Source organism: Cohnella mopanensis (genome assembly GCF_022352055.1).
Classification (GTDB): Bacteria; Bacillota; Bacilli; order Paenibacillales; family Paenibacillaceae; genus Cohnella; species Cohnella mopanensis.
Map to the genome: position 1 here is coordinate 50337 of NZ_JAKRWM010000013.1, position 25918 is coordinate 76254.

Annotated in this window: 22 protein-coding genes; 19 read left to right on the plus strand and 3 right to left on the minus strand. The window is 48.6% G+C overall.

Features of this window, described 5'->3' with window-relative positions:
- Window positions 1-42 precede the first annotated feature (42 nt).
- The 3 genes from L3D05_RS18765 (at window position 43) to L3D05_RS18775 (ending at window position 2832) form a co-directional block, all read left to right on the plus strand.
- Complete coding sequence (locus L3D05_RS18765; protein ID WP_239617854.1) at window positions 43-1128, plus strand: amidase domain-containing protein; 1086 nt, start codon at window positions 43-45, stop codon at window positions 1126-1128.
- Window positions 1129-1235: 107 nt separating this feature from the next.
- Window positions 1236-2390 carry a D-alanine--D-alanine ligase gene (locus tag L3D05_RS18770; protein ID WP_239617855.1) on the plus strand — a complete coding sequence of 385 codons (1155 nt, stop codon included), beginning with the start codon at window positions 1236-1238 and terminating at the stop codon, window positions 2388-2390.
- A 115-nt stretch (window positions 2391-2505) separates the two neighbouring features.
- On the plus strand, window positions 2506-2832 hold the full coding sequence (locus tag L3D05_RS18775; protein WP_239617856.1) for a hypothetical protein: 327 nt from the start codon (window positions 2506-2508) through the stop codon (window positions 2830-2832).
- 25 nt (window positions 2833-2857) lie between these two features.
- Here the strand turns inward: L3D05_RS18775 and L3D05_RS18780 are convergent, their stop codons facing one another.
- A complete protein-coding gene (locus L3D05_RS18780; protein WP_239617857.1) occupies window positions 2858-3508 on the minus strand; it encodes a putative endonuclease domain-containing protein in 651 nt (216 codons plus the stop codon).
- A 721-nt stretch (window positions 3509-4229) separates the two neighbouring features.
- On the opposite strand from L3D05_RS18780, the gene L3D05_RS18785 reads away from it, so the two are divergent.
- The 3 genes from L3D05_RS18785 (at window position 4230) to fabI (ending at window position 6510) form a co-directional block, all read left to right on the plus strand.
- Window positions 4230-4547 (plus strand): hypothetical protein, encoded by a 318-nt coding sequence (locus tag L3D05_RS18785; protein WP_239617858.1) that lies wholly within the window; start codon window positions 4230-4232, stop codon window positions 4545-4547.
- 36 nt (window positions 4548-4583) lie between these two features.
- Window positions 4584-5591: a UV DNA damage repair endonuclease UvsE gene (gene uvsE, locus L3D05_RS18790; RefSeq protein WP_239617859.1), complete on the plus strand. Its 1008-nt coding sequence runs from the start codon at window positions 4584-4586 to the stop codon at window positions 5589-5591.
- Between the two features lie 148 nt (window positions 5592-5739).
- On the plus strand, window positions 5740-6510 hold the full coding sequence (fabI, locus tag L3D05_RS18795) for an enoyl-ACP reductase FabI (protein ID WP_182302739.1): 771 nt from the start codon (window positions 5740-5742) through the stop codon (window positions 6508-6510).
- Window positions 6511-6615: 105 nt separating this feature from the next.
- Here the strand turns inward: fabI and L3D05_RS18800 are convergent, their stop codons facing one another.
- Window positions 6616-7665, minus strand: a complete 1050-nt coding sequence (locus L3D05_RS18800; RefSeq protein WP_239617860.1) for a hypothetical protein — start codon at window positions 7663-7665, stop codon at window positions 6616-6618.
- A gap of 242 nt (window positions 7666-7907) precedes the next feature.
- Here L3D05_RS18800 and L3D05_RS18805 point away from each other — a divergent pair, with 242 nt between their 5' ends.
- The 11 genes from L3D05_RS18805 (at window position 7908) to L3D05_RS18855 (ending at window position 21837) form a co-directional block, all read left to right on the plus strand.
- A complete protein-coding gene (locus tag L3D05_RS18805; RefSeq protein ID WP_239617861.1) occupies window positions 7908-10100 on the plus strand; it encodes an NAD-dependent epimerase/dehydratase family protein in 2193 nt (730 codons plus the stop codon).
- Window positions 10093-10983, plus strand: a complete 891-nt coding sequence (locus L3D05_RS18810) for a hypothetical protein (protein WP_239617862.1) — start codon at window positions 10093-10095, stop codon at window positions 10981-10983. Before L3D05_RS18805 ends, L3D05_RS18810 begins: the two co-directional genes overlap by 8 nt.
- Window positions 10984-10985: 2 nt before the next feature.
- Complete coding sequence (locus tag L3D05_RS18815) at window positions 10986-12833, plus strand: DUF2194 domain-containing protein (protein WP_239617863.1); 1848 nt, start codon at window positions 10986-10988, stop codon at window positions 12831-12833.
- A complete protein-coding gene (pelF, locus tag L3D05_RS18820) occupies window positions 12830-14254 on the plus strand; it encodes a GT4 family glycosyltransferase PelF (protein ID WP_239617864.1) in 1425 nt (474 codons plus the stop codon). The genes L3D05_RS18815 and pelF overlap by 4 nt, the downstream gene beginning before the upstream one ends.
- A complete protein-coding gene (pelG, locus tag L3D05_RS18825; protein ID WP_239617865.1) occupies window positions 14242-15666 on the plus strand; it encodes an exopolysaccharide Pel transporter PelG in 1425 nt (474 codons plus the stop codon). Before pelF ends, pelG begins: the two co-directional genes overlap by 13 nt.
- 18 nt (window positions 15667-15684) lie before the next feature.
- The gene (locus L3D05_RS18830; protein WP_239617866.1) at window positions 15685-17406 is read left to right on the plus strand and encodes a CotH kinase family protein; all 1722 of its coding nucleotides are present in this window, start codon (window positions 15685-15687) and stop codon (window positions 17404-17406) included.
- Between the two features lie 3 nt (window positions 17407-17409).
- Entirely contained in the window at window positions 17410-19035 is a 1626-nt protein-coding gene (locus tag L3D05_RS18835) for a CotH kinase family protein (RefSeq protein ID WP_239617867.1), read from the plus strand.
- Between the two features lies 1 nt (window position 19036).
- Entirely contained in the window at window positions 19037-19744 is a 708-nt protein-coding gene (locus tag L3D05_RS18840) for a polyphosphate polymerase domain-containing protein (protein WP_239617868.1), read from the plus strand.
- 24 nt (window positions 19745-19768) lie between these two features.
- Window positions 19769-20449, plus strand: a complete 681-nt coding sequence (locus L3D05_RS18845; protein ID WP_239617869.1) for a DUF4956 domain-containing protein — start codon at window positions 19769-19771, stop codon at window positions 20447-20449.
- Between the two features lie 230 nt (window positions 20450-20679).
- Window positions 20680-21531: an inositol monophosphatase family protein gene (locus L3D05_RS18850; protein WP_239617870.1), complete on the plus strand. Its 852-nt coding sequence runs from the start codon at window positions 20680-20682 to the stop codon at window positions 21529-21531.
- A gap of 45 nt (window positions 21532-21576) precedes the next feature.
- Window positions 21577-21837 (plus strand): hypothetical protein, encoded by a 261-nt coding sequence (locus tag L3D05_RS18855; RefSeq protein WP_239617871.1) that lies wholly within the window; start codon window positions 21577-21579, stop codon window positions 21835-21837.
- 50 nt (window positions 21838-21887) lie between these two features.
- Here the strand turns inward: L3D05_RS18855 and L3D05_RS18860 are convergent, their stop codons facing one another.
- Complete coding sequence (locus L3D05_RS18860) at window positions 21888-22958, minus strand: sulfate ABC transporter substrate-binding protein (RefSeq protein WP_239617872.1); 1071 nt, start codon at window positions 22956-22958, stop codon at window positions 21888-21890.
- 288 nt (window positions 22959-23246) lie between these two features.
- Between L3D05_RS18860 and L3D05_RS18865 the strand changes: the two genes are divergently transcribed.
- Both L3D05_RS18865 and L3D05_RS18870 read left to right on the plus strand, forming a co-directional pair.
- Window positions 23247-24272, plus strand: coding sequence for a sulfate ABC transporter substrate-binding protein (locus tag L3D05_RS18865; RefSeq protein ID WP_239617873.1), 1026 nt, complete (start codon window positions 23247-23249; stop codon window positions 24270-24272).
- A gap of 46 nt (window positions 24273-24318) precedes the next feature.
- Entirely contained in the window at window positions 24319-25728 is a 1410-nt protein-coding gene (locus L3D05_RS18870) for a WG repeat-containing protein (RefSeq protein WP_239617874.1), read from the plus strand.
- Window positions 25729-25918: the final 190 nt, after the last annotated feature.

Genomic DNA, 25918 nt, shown 5'->3' on the forward strand with positions numbered 1-25918 from the left:
CTGGAGCCGACTGACTGCGAATCGTCATGGGAGGGATACTCGATGCCCAGCGAAGATAATGAATGGAAACAAGCCTTATTCGGGTACGTTAGCACGATTAATGAAGCCGCATTGCATACGGATGTGCGTAAACTGCGCGATATTTCGGACCGGGAGCATCGTGAGAGGTTGTCCCAACGTTTGCGGTTAACGGCAACACGGGAAGCAAAATGGGCGATCAAGCCGGTACGAAGCGAAATGCGTGCACGAATTGAGCGGCACCAAGCTGTGCGGGGCGAAGTTGTCGCGGATATTTCCATCCACCTGGTTCGTTCCATGGAACAAAGAAATCAGCCATGGACGGAAGAACGGGTAGAGAAGGAGAGGATCCGTTTCGTGCGCGCTGGTAAGAGCTGGAGAGTCGTTTCCATTAAGCCAATCGCTATGGAAAGACCGGCGGATATATATTTGTTAGAGGAAGATGATGTGCACGATCAATGGGACGGTGAGAGGAAAAGCGCTCTTACCCCATCGGCGCCGTACATGAACCCTCAAGCGCTGTACGGTTTCAAATCGAGAGTATATGCAGGGTCCTCTCCTGACATCGAGTATGGTTATGGAGTCGCGATTTCGGGGAGAGGGAAACCTTATTTGCGGGAAGCTGCGGTCGCGTATGCCGAAAGATGGTGGAACGAGCCGAACGCCGCTTACGAGAATTTCGAGGTCAATTGCACGAACTATGTGTCTCAATGTTTCTTTGCAGGCGGAGCGCCTATGAATTATACTGGGAGAAGGCCATCGGGCTGGTGGTATAAGGGCTACGCTAACAAAGATGAAATGTGGAGCTACAGTTGGGCCGTAGCCAACAGTTTGAAACATTACATGGGAAATCCGCGCGCATGGGGGCTGCGGGCTGAAGCCGTTTCCGGACCGGAAGCGCTAAAGCTCGGAGATGTCATCTGCTATGATTGGGAAGGCAATGGCCGCGTTGGCCACAATACGATCGTAACCGCATTTACACCCGAAGGCATGCCGCTCGTTAACGCGAATACGGTCAGCAGTCGCCACCGGTTTTGGGATTACAAAGATTCGTACGCGTGGACGGAGAATACCCGGTATCACTTTTACCGCATCGCCGATGAGTTTTGAACCTACTTGAGATTACGTGGCGGCTCTTCCTATTTGATTCGATCGGATTGGATGGAGTAGTGTGCCGTGAGCGGTAATGTCATACGAAGCCGGAGGTAAATGACGTTATGGAAAACAAAATAAGAGTCGGACTCGTGTATGGCGGGCGATCGGGCGAGCATCAAGTATCGCTGCAGACCGCATTGGCCGTATTGAAGGCGTTCGATTATGACAAATACGAACTTATTCCTTTTTATATTACCCCTAAAGGACAATGGAGATCCGGAGCTTTGCTAAGCGCTCCGCCTTCAGCGGTGGCGGAATTGCAATTTGCGCCAACCCAAGGTAAGGACGGCGAGGGAGAAGATAGTGAAGCGGCTTCTATTTCCGGCAAAGCTCTGTTGCCCGTGCTGCAAGGCATGTCGGAGAGGGTGCTAGCCGAAGGATCGGCCGTGAACGACGGTAGAACAATCGATGTCATGCTTCCGCTTCTTCACGGAACTTTCGGAGAAGACGGCACGATCCAGGGGTTGTTCGAGATGGCGGGTCTGCCTTATGTGGGAGCGGGAGTATTGGCTTCCTCCGTCGGAATGGACAAGGTAGCGATGAAAACGATGTTCGCGCAGGAAGGCTTGCCTCAAGTGGGCTATCGTCATTTCATTCGTTTTGATTGGAAAAAAAATCGAGAACGGTGCTTGGCGAACGTCGAAGAGTTAGGATATCCCTGCTTCGTGAAGCCGGCGAATTTGGGCTCCAGCGTAGGGGTGTCCAAAGCACGCGATCGTGCGGAGTTGGTAGCGGCTATAGAAGAAGCATTGCGTTATGATCGCAAGGTCATCGTTGAGGAGTTCGTCGACGCGCGGGAGATCGAAGTCAGCGTGCTCGGGAACGACGATCCGCGTGCTTCGGTTCCTGGCGAAATTTGCAGCTCTAACGAATTTTACGATTATAAAGCTAAATATATTGACGGCAAATCGGCAATGGTCATTCCGGCAGAGATATCACCGGAAGTAACCGAGTCGGTACGTGCCATGGCCATCCGAGCTTTCCGTTCGATTGACGGTTCCGGGTTATGCCGTGCCGATTTCTTCCTGCGTCGGAGCGATGGCGCTTTGTTCATTAATGAAGTAAATACGCTTCCTGGCTTTACGCCATTCAGCATGTATCCGCTTATGTGGAAAGAATCGGGAGTTTCTTACCGCGAGCTGTTGGACACGTTAATCCAACTTGCTCTAGAACGCCATGAGGAACGTCAATCGATCGATTACGGCGGCTGGGAATAAATTGATCTTCAATTTAGAAATAGCGGTGCTGAGCACCGCTATTTTGCGCTCAACCGGACAATGAGTCGAAGCCGAAGCTAGCGGAGCTGAGCTAGGTGCGTGCGGCGGCACTAATGTGTACACCGAGCCGACTTTGGAGGAAATAAGCACGTATGGCGGCGCTAATGTGTTCCCCGAGCCGACTCAGGTGGAAATAAGCACGTATGGCAGCGCTAATGTGCTCCCGGAGCCAACTTTGGAGGAAATAAGCACGCGAGGCGGCGCTAATGTGCACACCGAGTCGACTCAGGTGGAAATAAGCACGCGAGGCGGCATTAATGTGATGACCGAGCCGACTCAGGTGGAAATAAGCACGCGAGGCGGCACTAATGTGTACACCGAGCCGACTCAGGTGGAAATAAGCACGCGAGGCGGCGCTAATGTGCTCCCCGAGTCGACTTAGGCGGAAATAAGCACGCGAGGCGGCACTATTTGCTTAAACGGTAGCTACTGACTCGCAGGTCACCACTAGCGGGCTCAATGATGCCTTTCTCCACTAACCCGATTAGTTGGTGTCGCACGAACGTCTTCTTTTTGCCCAGACAACGACATACCATGGTTACCGTAATCGGATTTGCAGAACGCGTGGCTAGACGTATGATTTCTCGTTGGTATAGAGATAACTCGTGCGCATTTGATTCGTCTTCACCATACCAAATTTGCAGCATCCTTCGGATGTGCTTTTGGCATGCTTGCGGGTTATCCTTCAACTTGTCGATGGAGAAGCGCAAAATGTTCCATCCCGCTAGAACGATCTCGTTCTGTCGATCTAGCCCTCGGGAGAATGTGCCTCGATCGGCGTCGCGCGCATGAGAGCTGAAGCTATCGGATTCCAGGCACGTAGGTTTGGGCAGGCGAAGATAAGCGTAATCCATAAAATAATAGTTGCCATCCGGATCAACAAATTCATATTCGGGATGCAGATCGTCCAGACTTTGGACGACGGGCCACCAGGCTTGTTCTAATAGAAGTTTCTCACCGAAACCATGGCGTTCTTTCAATCTGCGTAGTCGTTCCCCGGTGCTCTGAGCGATATGTTTGTTTAACCAGCTGCGATATTCCGACTCATAACGATTCAACCGATTCCCTCCTTGGGCATAAAAATAACCGCCCCGATCCCGGAAGTGGGTCAGAGGCGGTGTGCTTCACGCGCGTTAGCATGATCATAACCCAGTTGTACGTAACTGTCACTAGATTAGATTGTCGTAACGACTCCAGATCGCCGACATGCACAGCCTAGGAACAAAATAATCCACGTGAATGTGGAAAACCACGTGTGGAAAACCCGAAGCGGAAACAAGATCGGAGCAGTTACGCACATGTGGACAACGGATTCGATCGACGGCTGCTCATACACACAATCCCCAATTCATGCACAAGCTACGCACAATTCGAGAGAATGGACTAGCCGATTCGGAACGGATATCACCAAATAGAGTCGTAAACCCCTCTTAAACAAAGCATAAACGTTAATCATCAACAAGCTGTTCACATGTTCGGGACAATTCGTATATAAATCGTGTATTTATCGGCATCTATACACATGTGGATAGATGCGAGGTTTAAGCCCGTAACCTTCGAGAAAACCATAGTGTGTGGACAACGAGATGGGATTAACGATAAGAAATCGGCTCCACCAATAATGAAGGAACGTCCTTCCGGGACTTCCTTTCTCTATCCACCTTTTCCTAAGTATGGACAGAGGGGTATAATGGATTCCAGAACAACGTTATTCAATCGCAAAGCGATGCGTGAGCAATAGGCATGCCAATGCCTTGTAAAATAAGAGGAGGAATTTTAGTGGGTTTTCAAACGGAGTTTAATTCGGTATGCAAATTCAAGTCCGAACAGGAACTGTACGAATTACTTGAATACGGCCGTGGCAAAATGGTAAAAAAGCAATTTCGCGTATTTCCGACGGGGCAGAAAGTGATCGCCTACACGCCCGATAATCAAGCGGTTGCTATCGTACGGATCGTAGCTTCCATTGCGGAAATCAATTTTCAAGGCGAAGAAGTGACCCAAGTGGAGATGGAGCTCGTTCGCAGGCTGACAGAAGAGGAAGCGCGTGTCCAAACTGCGCTCGCACATGAAATGTTCTTCGGAGAGCAATCCTAATACCCTTAAAGCATTCGCACCGGGGGCTGAGTAAACATGATCGTACGTCTAGGATACGTGGCAATGTCGGTTGAACTGGAAGATGCCTCCCCATCCAAGACGATGACGATGGCAAGTTTCTCGAAATTGTCCGACCGCGAGGGGGGCTTGCGTCGCCTTGAACGCCTGGCGGAACAAAATTTGCACAATACGTTGAGGCTGTTGAAGCATAACCGATATATGGGAGTGCAAGTATACCGGATGACCTCCAAGCTGATTCCGCTTGCCACGCATGAGGAATTACAGGATTGGGATCCATACCCCGCTTTGGCGAACGCGTTCGCCGAAGTCGGGGCTTTTATACGTGAGCATAACATGCGGGTGTCCTTCCATCCCGATCATTTTACGGTGCTGAGTACTCCGCGGCCTGAAGTACTGCGTAACTCGGTTAAAGATCTTAATTACCATGTGCGCTTACTGGAAGCGATGGGCTTAGACGAACGGGCGCTAAATAACATTCATGTCGGCGGCAGTTACGGAGATAAGGAAAAGTCGGCGCTCAGATTCATTGACCAGTTCCAAACGATCGAGAAGCGTATATGCGACAGAATTACATTGGAGAATGACGATAAAACATTCACTGCCAAGGAGACGCTCAGCATTGCGGAGGAAGTGAAGGTTCCGATGGTGTTGGACATTCATCATCATGCCGTGAATCCCGGAAACGAGCTTATGGAGGAACTATGGCCTAGAATTTTGCGAACTTGGAGCCTATTCCCTTGGAATGTTAAGCATGCGAATACTCCGATAGTCCTCCCGCCCAAAATTCATGTATCGAGTCCCAAGAGCTTGTCCGATCCGCGCGGGCATGCCGAATATGTCGAGATAGAGCCTTTGCTTAAGTTTCTGTCGAATATCGCAGGTTCAACGCCCGCAATTGACGTCATGATCGAAGCTAAGAAAAAAGATGGAGCTTTACTGAAACTAATGGATGATTTCCGAGCTCTGGAAGCTTCGGGAGAGCCTGTTCGCGTCATTGACGGAGGAAGCTTGGAATGGCTCTAGTGAAAACGCCTCCACAACGTGTCCGAATCTAGCGATTTCGCTGTTGCATTCGCTATAAAAATAAGTTACGTTGGACAAAGAAGGGTGTTGTGTCAACGGTTGGAGACACGATAGCAGCCTTACTTGTGACGAGGGGGATTTCCACGTAATGAATGGATTATTGAAAGGAAAGAACATCGTGGTCATGGGGGTTGCCAACGAGCGCAGCATCGCCTGGGCCATTGCCCAATCGCTTGCCTCCCAAGGTGCGCGTCTTGTGTTTACATACGAGAACGAGCGGGTAGAAGAGAGAGTTAAGAAGCTCGCGAACACGATCGAAGGTTCTCTGACTTTGCAATGCAATGTGTCTTCCGACGAGGATATCGAGACGTTAGCGGCTCGCTTGAAGGAAGAAGTAGGCGTGCTTCACGGCCTTGCGCACTGCATTGCATTCGCCAAGTCGGAAGAGCTGGACGGTTTGTACGTGGATACGTCACGTCCGGGATTCGCTCTGGCGCATGACGTTAGCGTATACTCTTTAACGGCGGTAGCCCAAAGGCTGCATCCGTTGATGACCGAAGGCGGCAGCATCGTGACTCTAACCTACCTGGGAGCGGAACGTTCGCTGCCTAATTATAACGTGATGGGCGTTGCCAAGGCGGCACTCGAAGCTTCGGTTCGCTATTTGGCGAGCGATTTGGGTCCGCAAGATATCCGCGTCAATGCGATATCCGCCGGTCCGATCCGTACGCTGGCAGCTAAAGGCATTGCGGGCTTCAATACGATATTGAAGCAAGTGGAGGAGAAGGCTCCCCTTCGCCGGAACACGGAAGCTTCCGATGTCGGCGATACCGCTTTGTTCTTGATGAGCCCGTGGGCTCGCGGCATTACGGGCGAAGTGCTTCATGTGGATAACGGGTATAGTACCGTAGGTATTTAACCGGTTACGAATAGAGGGTGCGGGGCAATGTTATCGTGCCTGGTTAATCAAAACGGCTGTCTATTAAGTCACTGCGACTTAGTAGACAGCCGTATTTGTATAGGATCAGTATTCCACGTTAAGCGGATAGTGATAGAAGTGGCTGCCCGGCACGGAGTGGACCCGGAATATGCCATTGGAATAATCCCGGTTATCGTATTTGGCCACGTATTTGACGTCCTTGTTATAGTAATCCATATAGTTCTCGATGTAAGGAAATTTCCTGACTACGTCGGAATGGGGCTTGGAGGCGCTAAAGTGCACAGGCGCGACGCCGTAGCCATCCAGCGAGAAAACGCCGGCAGTCGACTCGTTAAGGCGGAAAAACTTACGGACGGCATTGCTGGAGTATGAATCATAATCTATGACGCTTACCGAAAGCAACTTTACTCCGAGTATTTTCCTGTATTTGATGGCCAAGTCCATCTTCTGGCGGAATGATTTCGTAAACACGCTCGGATCATTAGGATTCGTTATGTCGGTAGGTTGCAGCATGTCCTCCAGCAAATAATAATCGTTGACACCGAGGGCCGTTTTGTCGCCTTTGGGGTTATAGCCCGCCTGAACGGCGCTGCTCATAACGTCTTCGGGGCGCCACGCGTTAATAAAAGCAGGCATCTTCAACTTATGAATGTATTGAACGGCTTCGTTGAGCCTCGTTCGACTGACTTTGTAATCATAACCTGCATCATCCAAGAAAATGCCATTGGCGCCTGTCGCCTTCCATAGATTGATTCTATTATTAATTTCCCCCATCTTCAAATTTTGAGTGGTAACCCCAAGATCCACATAACCGAATATCTTGATATCCGGCTTTAGTTCTATTAGCTTCTGAATGACCTGAACGGTAGATTCATGTTGGTTTTCATCGGGTAACTCAAGTCCATCTCCGAACACTACATAATCGTATTCGCTGAATACTTTTGCGGCTTTCTCCGGATTCCATAAATCATTGACTCCACTAGGAGTACCATAATAGATGAGCAATCGATAGTTTTGAGGGATGTTTGGCGCGGCTGCGGACGCGGACGCATCGGTCGTGAATAGAAGCATACAGGTAATGAAAGCGAATAATGTGATGTTCATCCTCTTAAATAATGCGGAAACGTTCCACATAAGGCATCCCTCATCCTCTCTATCCGAATGTGTTTTCTTGGTGTCGAATAATGACCTAAAATTAACTACTATGGTTTTTATCTTATCAAAATGTAAACTTTTGTTCATGTTTTTGTTGAATATATGTAAAAATTGTGTTTAAAAATCGAATTATGCAATTGCTAAAATTAGACAGTTAGGAATACAATGGAATTATGTGATTGTAAAATCATGGATGATTACTTTTAGTTGGAGGGTTATTATTGAATGTAATCATTACTGGTGGTTACGGTTTTATTGGTTCATTCGTGGCGGAACGATTCTATAAAGAGGGGCATCAGATTTATATTATAGATAATTTGTCATCCGGTCAAAAATCAAACGTGTCAATTCCTCATAAATTTTACCACATGAGCGCCCATGATCTGAATTGCGAACAAGTGTTTCAAAGTATTTCCCCGGATGTTGTCGTTCATCTAGCTGCCCAAGTAGATGTGGTAACCTCTGTGAAAAAACCGCATGCGGATACGCAATCCAACATCCTCGGACTAGTCAACATTTTAAGATGCGCGCATAAAACAAAAGCCAAAAAATTTATTTTCGCTTCTTCTGCTGCCGTTTACGGCCCTTATGATGAAGTATCCCTGAAAGAAGACTTACTTTGCAGCCCGGTTTCCCCCTATGGCATTAACAAATATCTCGGTGAATATTACTGCGCGAAATGGATGGAGCTCTACGGGCTCCAAACTTTATGTTTCCGTTTTTCCAACGTATATGGACCCAGGCAAGGCAGCAAGGGCGAAGGCGGAGTCGTCTCTATATTCATGGAACGGATTCGGGATGGCAAAGAGCTTAACGTCTATGGCGACGGGCGACAGACTAGGGACTTCATCTACGTCGAGGACATTGTCGATGGCATATACAGGGGGGCTAACAGCGAAGAAGTAACGGGCGTCTACAATCTTTCGACCAATACGGAGACTAGCGTTAATCAACTTATCGAAATTATCGGCAATCTGCAAGAGCCCGGGAAAGTGATCTACCATGATAGCCGGCCTGGCGACATCTATCGTTCCAGCTTGGATAATACGAGAGTAAAACGGGACCTGGATTGGGTGCCGATCTACACTATTCAAAATGGTCTAACGAAGACATATGAATGGTTTATGGAATCGATTGCGCAAAAGCAAGGAAAGAAGGAAGAGGCGAAGGAAAGAAAAGAGAAAGGGGCTATAAACTGGTGGCCTCGTCTTCGGCCTTATTTTGAAAACTTAGCCGTTTTTGCAATCGTCGCCCTATTATCCTTGTATGGCCCTGCGGTTCTCAAATATGAAGATATGGAAGACTTCAAAATTATCTATATTATTCTGCTCGGTATATTCTATGGAACGAAACAATCCGTGCTAGCCGCCGTTCTATCGACTGGACTTTATTTTTATTCTAGTTTAGGGAATGGACGGGAATGGATATCGCTTCTGTATGATCCGGAGGCTCTCTTTGTTATTGCCATGTACATGTTCGTCAGCCTGATCGTAGGTTTCGTATCGGACAAAAGCCGCCGAGATTATTCGCAAGTTAGCAACGAGCTTCTAGCGGTCAACGAGAAGTACGTGTTCCTCAAAAAAATCAATGCGGATAACCAGAAGGTAAAAGAAGAGCTTCAACGCCGCTTAATAAACAGCAAAGATAGCATCGGCCGTATCCACGGCATTATCAAAGCGTTAGAGAGCATGGAGCCGGAGGAAATCGTAATCTCTTCCGTAAGCGTACTCTCGAATTTGATGGAAACGGACAAGATATCCGTATATTCCGTTAACGATTCCGATTTTCTTCGGATGATGATTAAATCGAACGCCGTCAACTTTAATCTTCCTAAGACGATCCGGTTGTCGGAGTATCCGCACTTTCAAGAAGTCGTAAGCAGCGGCAAGCTCTTCGTGAATAAAGCAATGGACCTTAGTTTGCCGATGCTGGCGGCACCGATCTGCCACGAAGGTAAAGTCGTAGCTCTGGTATCTTTGCATGAGCCTTCTTTTGATAAATTGAATATGCATTACGAAAATTTGTTCAAAGTTACTATCGATATGATAGCGGGCTCTCTCTCCCGGGCGTTTCGATATGTCGGGGCTACCCGCAACGAAAGGTATGTGGACGAGACCAGAGTGTTGTCCCCGGCGTTCTTCGAGCAGGTGCTGCAGATCCGAATTTCCGCGAAGCAGCAATACAACACGGACTTTGTGCTTTTGGACATCGATAGCTCGAATCAAAGCGTGACTATGCTGGCCAATCAGATATCGGGAAATCTGCGTGAATCGGACTCGCTGGGCATTATCAAGGAGCGGTTGGTGCTCCTTCTCTCTAATTCGAATACCGTTGAGGCCGATTCCGTCATCCAGCGGCTAAACAAACGCGGAATTATGGCTACTATTATTGACGAGGATCAAGTCTATGCTTGAGCAAGCACTGATAATCTATTATGCGCTATCGGCTGTTTATATCGTGATTTGCGTGAAGTGGAAGTTAAGCGCCCCAATGTTAACAATCATGGTTTGTTTGTTTTTACCAATGATTGGTTTGCTCTTAATCTTGTTGCGCGGTCTAGTATCGAGGGGCACTGAGTTGCCGGACAATCGCTTCCATGAGCTGATCAACGGATTCGAGCAAGAGGGGCGGTATTTAGGCAGGCCGGACGTTGCGAAGGAAACGAACTTGGTTCCGTTGGAAGAAGCTTTAGTCGTGAACGACCTTGCGACCAGAAGGCGGATACTACTTGACGTGTTGAAGGAAGACATCGATGAGAAATATATTCCGATGCTTGAGCAAGCCGTAAATAACGAGGATACGGAAACCTCTCATTATGCCGTAACGGCCGTTATCGAGATCAAGCGGAAATTGTTGCTCTCCATTCAGAAGTGGTCGGTGCAATACGAAAACAATAACAGCGATCTTAACGTGTTGCTCTCCTACTCGCAAGCGGTGAAGAAGTACATGGTAAGCGGATTTATGGATAACCGCATGCAACTGACTTATCGATTGACTTACGTGAAGCTGCTCGATCAGCTCATTCATTCGGAGATATGTAGTCCAGCGCTGTTCATGGAGAAAATAAATACGGAAATCGATTTAGGGCACTTGGATGAAGCATTGAACGTGAGCAGGCTATTCCTAGAACGTTTTCCGGAAAGTGAAGAAGCTTATTTAACCGCATTAAAAGTATACTACCTCCTAAAGATGAAGGAGCTTTTCTCCCAGACGCTGGAAGCACTGAAACAATCAAAAATTCGCGTGTCCAATTATGGATTAAATACGATCCGCTACTGGTCCGCAGAAGGTGCGTAGCAATGAAAGAGCAGTTCAAATTAGATAAGCAAATTTATTATATTCTCGGTTTTGTACTTCTTCTGTCCCTTGCTATCCAAATGACTAGACTAAATTCGATTCTGCATTTCGGTGGAGAACTGAATGGTTGGGCATCCCCAGCATCCACTGGCGGAATCAACCCGTTATCCGAAGATGAGATTTCCCGACTGGATGAGGAGAAGCTGCTCGTGCTTTACGACTCTAACGAGACATATAGCACTCGAATGATGAACAACCTCGTTCAAACGCTGGGATACATGAAGAAGCAGCATGACGTGATCGGCATGGATCAATACAAAGGCTCCGGCGAGGACTACGACAGTATTATCATTGCGGATCCAGGGCTGAGTAAGCTGGCAAACAACGAATGGCTCGAGCGGTATGTCGAGCGGGGAGGAAATGTATTATTTACGACGATACCCTTAATCGATAGTAGCCTTTATCGTATTTATCGCAAGTTGGGCATCAACGAGATTGGAGACTATATTCTATCGAGCGGCCTGGTGTTTCAGACCAACGTATTGGTCAACTATAAAGGCGAGGAATTTCCCGGAGAGGCAGTAGAGAACTCCTCTTTGCGGCTTCAATTGGGACAGGAAGCGCGCATCCATGCCAAAGCGAAGGATGGCTTGCCGCTGTTGTGGGATATTTCTTATGGCAAAGGGATATTCGTCGTCTTCAACGGTTCGATGCTTCAAGAGAAGACGAGTCGCGGCTTCTTGGCGGGAGCGATCAGCTTGCTTAAGGAAGACAATATTTATCCCATCATGAATATGAAGCTCATGTATATCGATGATTTTCCGGCACCGTTGCCGGTAGGGATACAGGAAGATATTTACGCGATCTACAAGAGGGATTTGACGAGGTTCTTCAAGGAAGTGTGGTGGCCGGACATGCTTCGTCTCGGAGCCCGCTACCAGTTGAAGTATACAGGAGTTGTCATTCAATCTTATGACGACAACGTGGAACCTCCGTTTCAGCGACCGACGGATTCCGACAATATTAACTTGATTATGTTCGGCAGAGAGTTGCTTAAGCGGGGCGGAGAAATCGGAATTCACGGATATAATCACCAATCGCTGATCTCCAACCATAAAGCTCAAACCGTGTTCGGATATAAGAAATGGAAATCGCTTGAGAGCATGGAGGAATCCATACGGACCGTGATCCAATATGTTCATACCTCGATACCCAAGTACGGAATCCACAATTATGTACCTCCGTCCAACGTATTAGGCGAGGATGGAAGGGAAGCGTTAAAGGCGGCTTGGCCGGAATTAAAATCGATCTCGTCCGTATACAGCGAAGATACTCAACATCTCAGTTATGTTCAGGAATTCGAAGTTGCGGCCGACGGAATCGTAGAATTGCCGAGGGTTACGTCCGGGTTCAAGGCGGATGTGTTCAACGAATGGGCTGCGGCCAACGCGGCTTCGTCGATCGGCGTATTCTCCCACTTCATCCATCCGGACGATATTTTGGACCATGAGCGGAGTTTTCCTTATACGTGGGAGCAATTATTTGCAATGTTTAGCGATTTTATGGATACGATTGACCGCAAATACGGGTGGCTGAGAAGCATGACGGCGACTGAGGCAAGCGCGGAACTGAAGCGATATTCCCTTAGCGAGCCCCATTTTGTATATTCCGGGAATCGGATAGACGGATATATCAATCAGTATTCTGGCGGAAAATTGTATTATTATCTTCGGTCGGGCAAGAAAATTTCCCGCACAGAAAACTGTCGGTTAACTCGAATCGATAGCGAAACCTACCTGGTGGAGGCTGACAACGAGCGCTTTTCCATCGAACTGGGGGGCAAAAGTTGAGAATCTGTTTAGTAGCGGAAGGATCGTATCCTTACATTACGGGGGGAGTATCCAGTTGGATTCATTCCTTGATCCGCAATATGCCGGAGCACCAATTCATTATTTACGCCATCGCTGCGGAAAGAAAACAACAAGGAAAGTTCAAATACGAGCTGCCGACTAACGTTCAAGAAGTTCGAGAGGTGTTCTTGGATGAGTATCTGCGAACGGAAGGCAAGTGGGGGCACAGATTTACCTTCAGCGAGTCCCAGAAGACAGCACTGAAGTCGTTGATCGGCGGTAACGGGGTCAATTGGGACTCCATCTTCGAGGTACTTCGGAACGATAAGTTGCATCATGCGGCCGACTTCCTGATGAGCAAGGATTATTTCGATATCATTAGCGAGCTTTGCTTAGAGCAATATGGGCAAATCCCGTTTACGGAGATGTTCTGGACGGTTCGTTCCATGATTCTTCCGCTGCTCCTAACCATCCGAGAGCCTGTTCCGGAGGCGGACGTCTATCATTCGGTATCTACAGGTTACGCGGGCGTAATCGCCGGATTAGGCAAGCACCTGTACAACAAGCCGATGATGTTGACGGAGCATGGGATCTATTCTAGGGAACGGGAAGAAGAGATTATCAAAGCGGATTGGGTCAAAGGTTATTTCAAGGATATTTGGATCCAATACTTCTATACATTGTCCGAATGCGCTTATCAATCCTCCGATCAGGTGATCACGCTATTTAACAGGAACAAACAAATCCAGATCGAGCTTAATTGCGAGGAGGACAAAATCTGCATCATCCCGAACGGCGTTAACGTTGAGGATTATGAAGGGCTTCCGGTTAAACCGGAGGGCGAACCGATATGGATCGGCGGATTAGTCAGGGTCGTTCCTATTAAGGACATCAAGACGATGATTTATAGTTTCCAAATCGTTAAACACGAAATTCCGGAAGCACGCTTCTATATTATGGGTCCCTATGAAGAAGATTTGGAATATTACGAGGAGTGTCTGGCGCTTGTAGAAGCGCTAGAACTGCAAGATGTCGTATTCACGGGTAACGTCAACGTAAAGGACTATATCGGCAAGATGGACATTCTTGCTTTAACGAGCATAAGCGAAGGTCAACCGTTAGCCGTTCTTGAGGGAATGGCTGCGGGCAAGCCTATCGTCACGACGGATGTGGGGAGCTGTAAAGAGCTTCTATACGGGGAGGATGACGATTACGGCCAAGCGGGCATCGTGGCGTCAGTCATGAACTATGAGCAAATCGGTCAGGCTATTGTTACGCTTTGCCGCAATGAACGCATGCGTAGAGAGTATGGATGGAATGGGTTGCAGCGCGCTCGGGACAGATATACGAACGAAGCTTTCATCAATAGCTACAAGGAATTATATCGCAAGGTTGGGGAGGTGGAACAATGGCAGGAATAGGTTTCGAGCTGAAGAAGCTCTACGACAAACAAGGCCTGGTCAACAAGGTAAAGGCCTTCTCCTATTCTTCCGTCGTAACGATAGGGCCGATGCTTTCCTGCATATTACTTATCTCGATCATTCAGTGGTTATTGATTGTATACGACGTACCCTTCATCGAACGGGAATTGTTCCTTGCATGCGTCGTCTATGCTTTTACTTTTTCTTATATCGTGACGAACGTGCTCTCCTTGTTTGTCACGCGCTCGATATCTGATTTTATTTACCAAGGTTATTTCCATGCCTTGCTGCCTTCGTTCCATGGGACTCTGATTATTAATTATTTACTAGGCAGCGTACCGGCGATTATATTTTTGATTTTCGTCGATATGTCGTTCGCAACGAAAATCGCGCTTTTCCTTTTTTATATGACTCTCATTACGATGTGGACCGAGACGGTATTCATAAGCGCGATGAAGGACTTCCGCAAGATTGGCGCCGCCTTTGCCGTAGGGGCTTTGATATCGACGGTATCGGTCATTATTGCGCTGGAGTGGTTGGACTTACATACGATCGATGCCATCCTGTTTGCCATAGATATCGGTTTTGCTCTTGCAGCGGGATTGCTATTCTATCAGATTGAACGTTTCTTCAAGACGAGCAAGCCCGTTTCCGACTTTGCGTTCTTTGCTTACATCCGCAAATATCCGTCCTTGATCGCCATCGGTGCATTATCCGCGATCGGATTATACTCCCATCAATTTATTCAATGGTTCGGCTATAAGGGGAGATGGGTCGGAGGAACGTTCCTGATGGCGCCGGAGTATGACATTGCGGTTTTCTACGCCTTCATATCCGCTATTCCGACGCTGATCATTTTCATTGTATCGCTCGAAACGGTATTCTACTCCAAGTTCCGCAATTACTATAATGCCGTGCTGAATAGAGGATCGATCATAGAGATTAATAGAGCTAAGCGCGACATCTATCAGGCCCTTCTTCAACAACTGACGATGACCATGGGAGTTCAGTTGTTTTTCTCTATTGTTGCTATCGCGCTCGGAATCCGGTTTTTACCGTATATCGGATTTACTTCCGCGCAAATCGATATTTTTAACATCTTGGTGTTGGGCTTCTTCTCTTACATCCTGTACAGCGTATTGACGCTCGTGTTGCTTTATTTCGATGATAGGAAGGGTGTCTTCGCGCTTGCGGGAGCGTTCTTCCTATTGAATATCGTCTGCACGTTGGTCTTCCTGCTATTTGAAGATCAAGGGTTTTCCTTTTTCGTTGCCTCATTCGTCACTCTTCTGCTTACGCTATGGAGGCTCGTTCATGTGCTGCGGAACCTGAATTATTACACTTTCAGCGCACAGCCGCTGGTCGTGAAGGAGTACGACAATAAATACATACGAATGTTAAAGAAAAGTTAGCGGAAGGAGGATGAGAAGATGAAAAATCTGAACAGATCAGGAGCGGCAGCCTGCTCATTCCTGCTGGCAATGACCGTTATCGCAGGATGTACCACCGAGGTTCAGGAGCAAGCGCAACCGTCCGCGGTGCATCAGACCAGAGCCGAGCTAGCCGCTGCCTATAACACGAAGCTTGTCGAGGACCGGAGCGTATACGAACAGGATAAAGCGGATGAAGTCGTCAACTTTTATTTGACGGTTGCAGAACATAACTTAACGTCAGAACACCCTCTATCGTGGAAGCAATTTAACGCCATCAATCGGTTAGAACAAAATACGGAAGACAAGACTTTAGAAGTAGTCTTGCAAGAGGGCACCGAAAAGGGTCCCGAAAGCGGGAAATTCGGATTCGGGGAAACGCATGCCAACGGCGTCATCTCGATTCGGGGCAAATCTACCATTAAAGCAAACCAGAAATCCTTTAAGATCAAGCTGTTCGATGAGGCAGGTCTATGGAGGAATCAAAGAACGATTAATTTGGTTAAACATGCATTCGATTCCACTCGGCTGCGGAATAAGCTCAGTTTCGATTATTTCACGATGATTCCGGATTTCACCAGTCTAAGAACGCAATTCGTTCATCTCTACGTCAAGGATCTGACGGCCGGAGGCAATGCCGGATATGTCGATTACGGCCTGTACACCCAGATTGAGCAACCTAATAAAACTTTTCTAAAATCGCATGGGCTGGACTCGAACGGACATCTGTACAAGGCATCCCGCTTTGAATTTCTGCGTTATCCGGATGCCTTGAAGACAACGAATGACCCGACCTACGACGAGAAGAAATTCAACGAAGTGCTTGAGCCGAAGGGGAGCATGGATCATGAGAAGCTCTTGCTTATGTTAGATGACGTCAACGACTTGTCGTTACCGTTCGACCAGGTGTTCGACAAGTACTTCGATCGGGATAACTTCCTGACTTGGATGGCCGTGAATATTCTCATGGATAACTTCGACACGATCAACCAGAATTTCTTGCTCTACTCCCCGCTGAATTCCGACAAGTGGTTTTTCCTCCCGTGGGATTACGACGGTGCCTGGGGAGATACCGATTTCGACGAGGAGAGCGCCGAAAGGCGCGCCCCGTGGCAAAGGGGAATATCCAACTATTGGGGAAATACGCTACAGAGTCGCTTCTTTAAGAACCCGGACAACGTTCAAGCTCTCCGGGACAAAATAGACGAGTTGCAGAAGATCATCAACCCTGAGCAAACGGCTAAGATGATCGAGACGTATAGACCGATCGTCTCGGAATTCGTGCATCGGGAACCGGATTTGGTTGATCTTCCGGACCCGATTAGCATCTACGAATCAGTGCTCGACAAGATGAAACCCTTATCGGAATTGAACGAGCAGCGTTTTATCGAGATGCTGGAACAGCCTATGCCATTCTTCATGGGGGATGTGAAGCGGAAGAACAATACTTTCACGTTCGTCTGGGGCGTCTCTTACGATCTGCAAGGCGATGATCTGACTTATCGTTATCAACTGGCCAAGAATCCATCGTTCTCCAACCCGATTAAGGATATCACTTTAACGGGGGTATCCGTTGAGGTGGAAGGATTGCCTAAAGGCAAGTACTTCTGGAAAGTGACGGCGAAGGACTCCAAGGGACATGAGGTTCCGGCCTTCGATAGCTACGAGGATGTGGAGAGCGACCATTATTTCGGCGTACGGGTATTTTATGTGGATGAATAGGGGTTGACCGCGATTAATGCGAGAAGAAACATAGTTATCGGGTTATCGTTGCTCGCCCTCTTCCTGGCAATCGTGATCATCGGAAGGGATACGGGCAATTCGGACAACTCATCTACCGTTCAACCTACCGCTCGGCCTACTCTTCAGCCCTCTGGGTCGCCGCAGCTAGAAGCGAAAGTCTTATTTTCGATCGAGCCCGGTTGGTACGAGCAGGGTCAGCCCATCGGGTTGAAGGTTGATGCAACGCAATCATCTTTCATGGTGAGGTATACGTTGGATGGAACCGAGCCGACGATGGAGTCCGCCCTATTCAGCAATAAGATCGATTTGACTTCCGACGTAGTCATCCGGGCACGCGCTTATTCGGACGATGGATCGGCCGGACCGGAAACGATCGGAATGTTCGGCGTCGGAGTTAAACCGACGCTTCCGGTCTATTCGATCGTCGCGAATCCGCAGCAACTGTGGTCGGATGAAGAGGGGATATACGTACTCGGGAAGAACGGGAATCCGAGCCCGCCCTACAAGGGGGCGAACTTCTGGGGAAATCGGGAGATCCCGGTTAACGTTCAGTACTTCGATGAAGCGGGAAAAATTGCTTACGAGAGCGGAGCCGGAATGGAATTGTTCGGAGGAGAATCGCGCATGCAACCGCAGAAGTCGCTTGAGCTGCTAGCGAAGAAGCGATATGGGGCGAAAAGGTTCGACTATCGGTTTTTCGATAGCTTGAAACGGAAAACTTTCAACAATCTTATTCTGCGCAACGGCGGGCAGGATTTTCCGCTGACCCATATGCGCGATAGCTTGTCTTCCTTGTTAGCCGAGCCGATACTAAGCGACGTTCAATCCTACCGACCCGTTATCGTCTATCTGAACGGACAATACTGGGGCATTCATGACCTGCGCGAGAAGATGGACGAGAGCCTCATCTCGGCACGTTCCGGTTTCTCCAAGAAGTCGATTGACCTGCTGGAATCGGACGGCGTAGTCAAAGCGGGAGACGATCGCGCTTTCCTTGAGCTCATGAAAGTGCTGGAAAGCGATGAGTCGACAGAGGATACAATCGCTAATTTGATTTCCCGGATCGATGTGACGAGCCTGTTCGATTACATGATTTTCGAAGCTTATATCGGGAATACCGATTGGCCGGACCACAACATTCGTTACTGGCGTTCGGAAGAGGGCGACGGCAAATGGCGCTGGCTCTTGTATGATGCGGATCTAAGCTTCGGACAAGCGGATGAACCCACCCTTACTAGGCTAATGTCTTCCAAGCTATCACGCCATCCGTCCGTAAAGGTGCTGCAGGTCTTATTGCTCGATGAGCAAATGAGAGAGCAATTTCTGCGCCGCTGCGGTGAAATTCTAAACGGTCCGCTTGGGAAGGACAAAGTCATAAGCGAGATCAAAGCTTTGCAAAAGAAGCTTGAACCCGAGATGGGGCGACATCAGACGCGTTGGAACGGAACATTGCAAGGGTGGGAAGCCGAAGTGAACAAGCTGGTCGCTTTCGCCGATAGACGCGGAGATGCGATGTCTCTTCAAATTAAGAAGCTCTTTCAACTGTCGGACGAAGAGATGAAGGCGTACGGATTCGCAACGAATCATGCCGGGAAAGGAGACGAGTAAGATGCAATTCGCCGGGAAGAAGCTGCGTCACGAAATGAAATATTATATCCATTACCATGAAGCGCTCGCGCTTCGCAATAGGGTAGGCTCCGCACTTACGTTGGACAAAAATTCGATCGGTCGAGAGGGCTACCATATTCGGAGTTTATATTTCGACAATATGCACGAATCGGCCTTGCTCGACAAGAACAACGGCATTTTCGAGCGCAAGAAGTACCGGATTCGTATTTATAACAAAAGCGATAGAGTCATCAAGCTGGAACGCAAAAGCAAGTATCACGATTACATCGCCAAAGAGTCGGCCAGTATGTCAAGGGAACAATTCGACCGGGTTATTAACGGCGATATCGACTTTATGAGAGATTCGGAACTCCCGTTGGTACGTGACTTCTACATAGATTGCAAACACGGTTACATGAAGCCCGGAGTCGTCGTGGATTACGTTCGCGAAGCTTATATTTATCCGGTAAGCGACGTGAGGATTACGTTCGACAAAAGCTTGAAAGCAAGCATTCAATCGCTGGATATCTTCGACGTGAACTTACCGATGGTAGAGTCGATAGAGGGGCCCAAAACGATTCTGGAAGTGAAGTACAATCAATTTTTACCGGATTTCGTGTATGGGCTCATTCAAATGTCCGAGCATAATCGGTCGACTATATCGAAGTATGTCATTTGCCGGGAACGAAGAAAAAGTTATGCAGACTAGATGTATAAAAGGAGTAAGTACCTTATGGGAGATAAAACGACGTTTCAGGATGTTTTCAAGAAAAGTATTCTAGAATTGGAATCGTTCAAGCAGGTATCGTTATTAGAGCTCTCGATCGGCATCCTGATTGCTTTTGCGATAGGGATGTTTATTTACTGGACGTACTACAAAACTTTTCGCGGGGTCGTATACAGCCATAATTACAATATTACGTTTGTTATTATGACCATGCTAACAACTCTCATCATCATGACGATCAGCACGAATATCGTTCTATCGCTCGGAATGGTAGGGGCGCTGAGTATCATTCGGTTCCGTACGGCCGTTAAAGATCCGATGGACATCATGTTTACGTTCTGGGCCGTTACGGCGGGAATCGCTACCGGTGCCAAAATTTATCCGATCGCGATAATCGGATCGCTGGCGATCAGCGCGGTGCTCTTCATGCTGGCAAAGCGGAAAGGCAAGGATGCGCCATACCTGCTTATCATCCAATATGAAGAAAAGGCGAGCGAGCCGGTGAAAATTACGTTGCGCCGCATGAAACATGTGCTGAAGTCCAAGACCGTTCGTAAAGACATGACGGAGATGACGGTCGAGATCCGTCTGCGAGACGATAATACGGCATTCGTGACGGAACTTTCTTCCTTCGACGGAGTTAAGGACGTTGTTCTGGTTAGCTATAATGGGGATTATGCTCCTTAATAGAATAGAGTCTAAGAAACCTTCGCCACTTGCTTAATTGGCTGAAGGTTTTTTACGCGCATTGTTATTAGAGGCGAAGGTATAATAGTATTAATTTCGCGAACAGCGGTTACGAAATATATTTCATCCTAGTGCATTCATCGCAACCGCTTCGTTGAGTTTTCGTATATGATATAAAGAAAGACAACCTTGTCTTTCTTTAACGATTACAACGATTAGAGGGATGGATTATGGACGCTAACCAGCCGGAAAGCATTATCGGCGGCAAGAGCTTCACGGCGGTAGCCGTCAACTGCGCGGCCAAAGCCGGAGAGTGGATTAAAAGCAAAATGGGTAGCATCACCCAATTGGATACGAAATACTCTATGCACGATCTTGTGACAGAAGTCGATAAAGGCGCGGAACGGATGATTCGCAATCTGATCGCGACGCATTTTCCTACCCATTCCTTCCTGGGGGAAGAGGGCGTTGAGCCAGGACCGGAGGCATCGGCCAAAGCGTTGCAGGAAGTAAGTGACTCCGAATATTTGTGGATCGTAGATCCGGTGGACGGAACGACGAATTACGTTCACGGTTTTCCGTTCTTCTCCGTATCGATTGCATTGGCGCATCGCGGGCAAGTGATCGTCGGCGTCGTGTACGACCCTTCAAGGGACGAGCTCTTCGTCGCGGAACGAGGCAAGGGCGCTTATGTGCACGGCCGCAAAATGCGAGTGTCCGAAGAGAGCTCGTTAAATCACAGTTTGCTGGCGACGGGATTCCCCGCCGATCAACACGTAGCGCTTCCAGCTAACATGAAGGGCATTCAGGCATTGGCGCCGAAGGTTCGCAATTTGCGTGTGGCCGGATCGGCCGCATTGCATCTGGCATACGTCGCTGCGGGACGATTAAGCGGATTCTGGGAATACAATCTAAGCGCATGGGATATCGCAGCGGGCTCGCTATTGATCGAGGAAGCGGGAGGCCGCTTGTCGGACGTAGCCGGTCAACCGTATCAACTCTCGGTACGTAACATAACCGCGAGTAATGGACTCATTCATGATGAGCTCGTTCAGGAGCTTCAAGCAGCGGCAAATACATGAGATGAGGCAGTTTCGACCATCCTAGGACAGAAGGGGGCGAACGATGTGGACCGTAAAGAAGCCGAAGAGCTGCTCGCCCGGCAATTGACTGAAGAGACGTCCGAACCGTCGGTCGAGAATGCGGAGGCCGAGGCAACGAGAAGGCTCCCCCCGCGATGGGAAATACGCGTTCAGGCGAAGCTCGATCCGGTCGTAGAGGAAACGAAAGCTTATCGGGCCATCGCTCAGGAAGTGGATGGCAGATATGAGGGCGTTAAAGTGGAGCAGAATAACAATAACGACGAAGAAAAAGGGCAGTCCCGGTAGAGGGAAGGCCCTTTTTCTTCGTTATCGCAAGTGTTCGAACGTACGAAACGTTATTTTGCCGGTAATTGCCCGAACAATCCGCCTTCAGCGAATAGCGCTTGTTGCAGGTCTTCCCATCCGGTTAAGTTATCATCAACCGTAAGGAGCGTGGCATCGGCGAATACGCCTGGGAATTGCTCTGCGATGGAAGCAAACCTTGGCCTGAAATAATGCTTGGCCGCAGTGGTCTGCGCTTCTTCCGTGAACAAGTAATCCGCATAAGCGTTCGCTGCTTCGCGGGTGCCTTTGGCATCGGCATTGCTATCCACGGCGGATACGATCGGTTCTACGGCTAGAGTTACGGAAGGTACGACGACTTCGACTTTGCCTTTCCCGGTCGAGTTGGTAATCCGAAGCGCATTGCTTTCCGTGGTCACCCATACATCTCCTTTGCCTTGATCCAAGAAGGCACTCTCCGCTTCCTTGTCGTCTTTGGCCAATACGGTGACGTGCTGGTGGAAGTTCGTTACGAACGCTTTGGCTGCTTCGGTATCTTCGGTTTGTTTATCCAACGAGTAAGCCCAAGGAGCTGCATAGTACCAACGAGCGTCGGAATCCGTCGTTGGATTGGATGTGACGATCTGAACATTGCCCTGCGCGAGTTGTTCCCAATCCGTAATGGCTAGCGGATTGCCGGATCTTACGACGAATGCCACGGCGGTGAAAAAAGGCGAGCTATTATAGTCGTAACGCTGCTGCCATCCTTCGCCGACGAGGCCTTTCACTTGAAGCGCGTCAATGTCGATTCCTACGCCGAGCGTTGTGATATCCGCTTTTAATTGGCCGCCGATAATGGCATCTTTCTCGATGTTGGAGCTGCCGGAAGAGGTTTCGATGGTCAAGGATTGTCCGGTGCGTTCGTTCCAGCTTTTAATAAAAGCATTGTCCAGATCTTTGAATACCTCCGATGTTCCGTCCGATACCGCGTTGATTAAAGCCACTGCCTTTGAATAATCGGATTTCGGCGTTTCTTCCTCGACGGATGCTTTCTTGTTTCCCGAGCAGGCTGTCATCGTGAGTAAGATAAGTGCAATTAGACCGATGAGAGTAGCGCTTATGCGCGTGCTGTTGCGCTTGTTCATAGAGGTTCCCCTTTTTTAAGTTATTAATTCCAATAGAAATTATTGGATTTATTGAGGTGATTGTAGCAACAGGATAAAGTTGTTGTCAATGATTAATTCATAGTTGACAACTAGGAATAGTATGGAATATGATGGGTTTATCAAAAGGATCGTGCCATCGCGCCGACCGGTAAACCGGAGGCCTCGACTTCACATCCGCACAGTTGCAGCTATTGCGCTATGCGTATGTCCGAAATCGGGGCCTTTTGCGTTCACTACATTTTCTAAATAAAAAGGAGTGTCATTCGCATGAAGAAATCATTAAGCCTCATCTTGCTTACCGCATTAGCATTGGTATTATCCACGACGACCGTATTCGGTGCGGTCACGAAGAAATCGGAGAAGAAAAGCGTCAACCTGCTTAACGTCTCTTACGATCCGACCCGCGAGCTGTACGTAGAATACAACGCGGCATTCGCCAAGTACTGGGAAAAGAAAACCGGTCAGAAGGTGAACATCAAGCAATCACACGGAGGATCCGGCGCGCAAGCCCGTTCCGTTATCGACGGTCTGGAAGCTGACGTGGTGACGTTGGCGCTCGAATATGACGTAATCGCGGTCGAGAACAAAGGATTGATCGCCAAAGGATGGCAGAAACGTCTAGCGAACAATAGCGCGCCGTACAAATCGACGATCGTATTCTTGGTGCGCAAAGGCAATCCGAAGAACATCAAGGATTGGGATGATCTCGTTAAATCCGACGTGAAGGTCATTACTCCGAATCCGAAAACATCGGGCGGAGCACGTTGGAACTACTTGGCGGCATGGGGTTATGCATTGAAGCACAACAACAATAGCGACGATAAAGCGAAGGAATTCGTGAAGAAGCTGTTCCAGAACGTTCCGGTGTTGGATACGGGAGCGAGAGGATCCACGAACACGTTCATTGAAAAAGGAATCGGCGACGTTCTTATCGCATGGGAGAATGAAGCTTATTTAGCGAAAAAAGAGTACGGCGATAAATTCGAGATCGTGACGCCTTCCTTAAGTATTCTCGCCGAGCCGACCGTTGCCGTAGTGACGAAAAACGTCAACAAGCACGACACTCGCGAAGTGGCCACGGCATACCTGGATTATTTGTACACGGAAGAAGGCCAACGGATCGCCGCGAAAAACTTCTATCGTCCGATCAACACCAAAGTAGCGAAGGAATTCGCGAAAAACTTCCCGACATTGAACTTGATTACGATTGACGATTTCGGCGGCTGGACGAAGGCTCAAGCGGATCATTTTGCGGACAAAGGGACTTTCGACCAAATTTACTTAAAAAAATAATAGAGCAGTTCACACTATCCCCCCAATAGACAAGGAGAATGTCCATATGTCCCATACACGACCATCGATCCGTAAAGGCTTAATTATCGCAGCAACCGCTCTTGCGGCGATTCAAATCGCCAGCTTCGGCTACGCCTCCTCCGCTTCCGCAGCGACGGCTAGCGCGAGCATAGTCGTAGACGGCGTCGTTCAATCCGGCTCTACGACCGCAACGATCAAGGGAACGACGTACTTGCCGATTAAATCTTTCGCTTCCGCCATCGGGGCGAGCTTGAAGTGGGATAAAACGACCAATGCGACAACAATCGTGCACGGCGACCGGACGGTTACGCTAAGCGAGAACTCTAACACAGCGATCGTGAACGGGAAGAGCGTAACGCTATCGGCAGTTACCCAATCTAAGGACGGAGTATTGTGGGTACCGGCACGGGCCATCGGAGAGCAATTCGGCGCGACGGTAGTATGGAACAGCGCGACTTCTACGCTGAATATTTCTCCTAGGTTGCATCCATTCGCCAGCAACGGCAAACAAGGCTTCGTGAACGTGTTCGGGGATAAAATCATTACTGCCAAATATGATGAAACAAACGGCTTCAGCGAAGGCCTTGCTATCGTCAAAAAGTACACTAAGTACGGCTATATCGACGTTGCGGGCAAATACGTGATCTCGCCTCAATATACGGAAGCCTACGACTTCTCCGACGGTCTTGCGTTAGTGGTAAATGACGGTAAAGCGTCTTATATCGATCGCCAAGGCAAAACGGTTTTAAGTCCGGACTACGACGAAGCTTTCGACTTCTCCGAAGGATTGGCGCTCGTTCGCAAAGACGATCTGTTCGGGTACATCGATCATTCGGGCAAAGAAGTGATTCCGTTGCAGTTCGAAGACGCATTTTACTTCTCCGGCGGGCTCGCAGCCGTGCAGATCGAAGGGAAGTATGGCTATATCGATGCAACGGGCAAAGTCGTAATTCCGGCGGTGTACCAGCATGCCTCCGATTTCAGTGAAGGACTCGGACTCGTGCAGGCGGAAGGAGAGGAAGGCGAAGGCTCCTTCGGTTACGTCAATGCCAAAGGCGAGCTGGCTATCGCCGCGACTTACGCTCAAGGTTTTTCCTTCAGCGAAGGGCTTGCCGCGGTCGTCAATGACGGAGTATACAGTTACGTGAACCGCAAAGGCGAGACGGTGCTTAGCACGAAATACGAAGACGCGGGTGACTTCCACGACGGATTGGCTTCTTTCGCGGAAGGCGGCAAATACGGCTTCATCAACAAAAAGGGCGAAGTGGTCATTAAAGCCCAATACGATTCCGTAGAAGCGTTCGATAAAGGGCTTGCGCGGGTCATCACGGGGACGGAAGCTAAGTTGATTGACGTGAAAGGCAAAGTCGTAGCAGACGCGGCAGCTCCCGACGTTGAAGTTCCGGCTCCGGACGCGACAGGGACAGCTAAATAATTCGGACTAATGAAGAGGAGCCCTTGATCCGTGCGGATCGAGGGCTCTTTTGCCGTATGATCCGGTAGTTCGTTGTTGACAGGATACGTATCCGCTGATAATCTTATACGTAACAATTACGATTAACATAAAGGAAGAATACTTGCCGATACAAGGTCGGCATTTTTTTAGTTAACTAATCGTAATAATT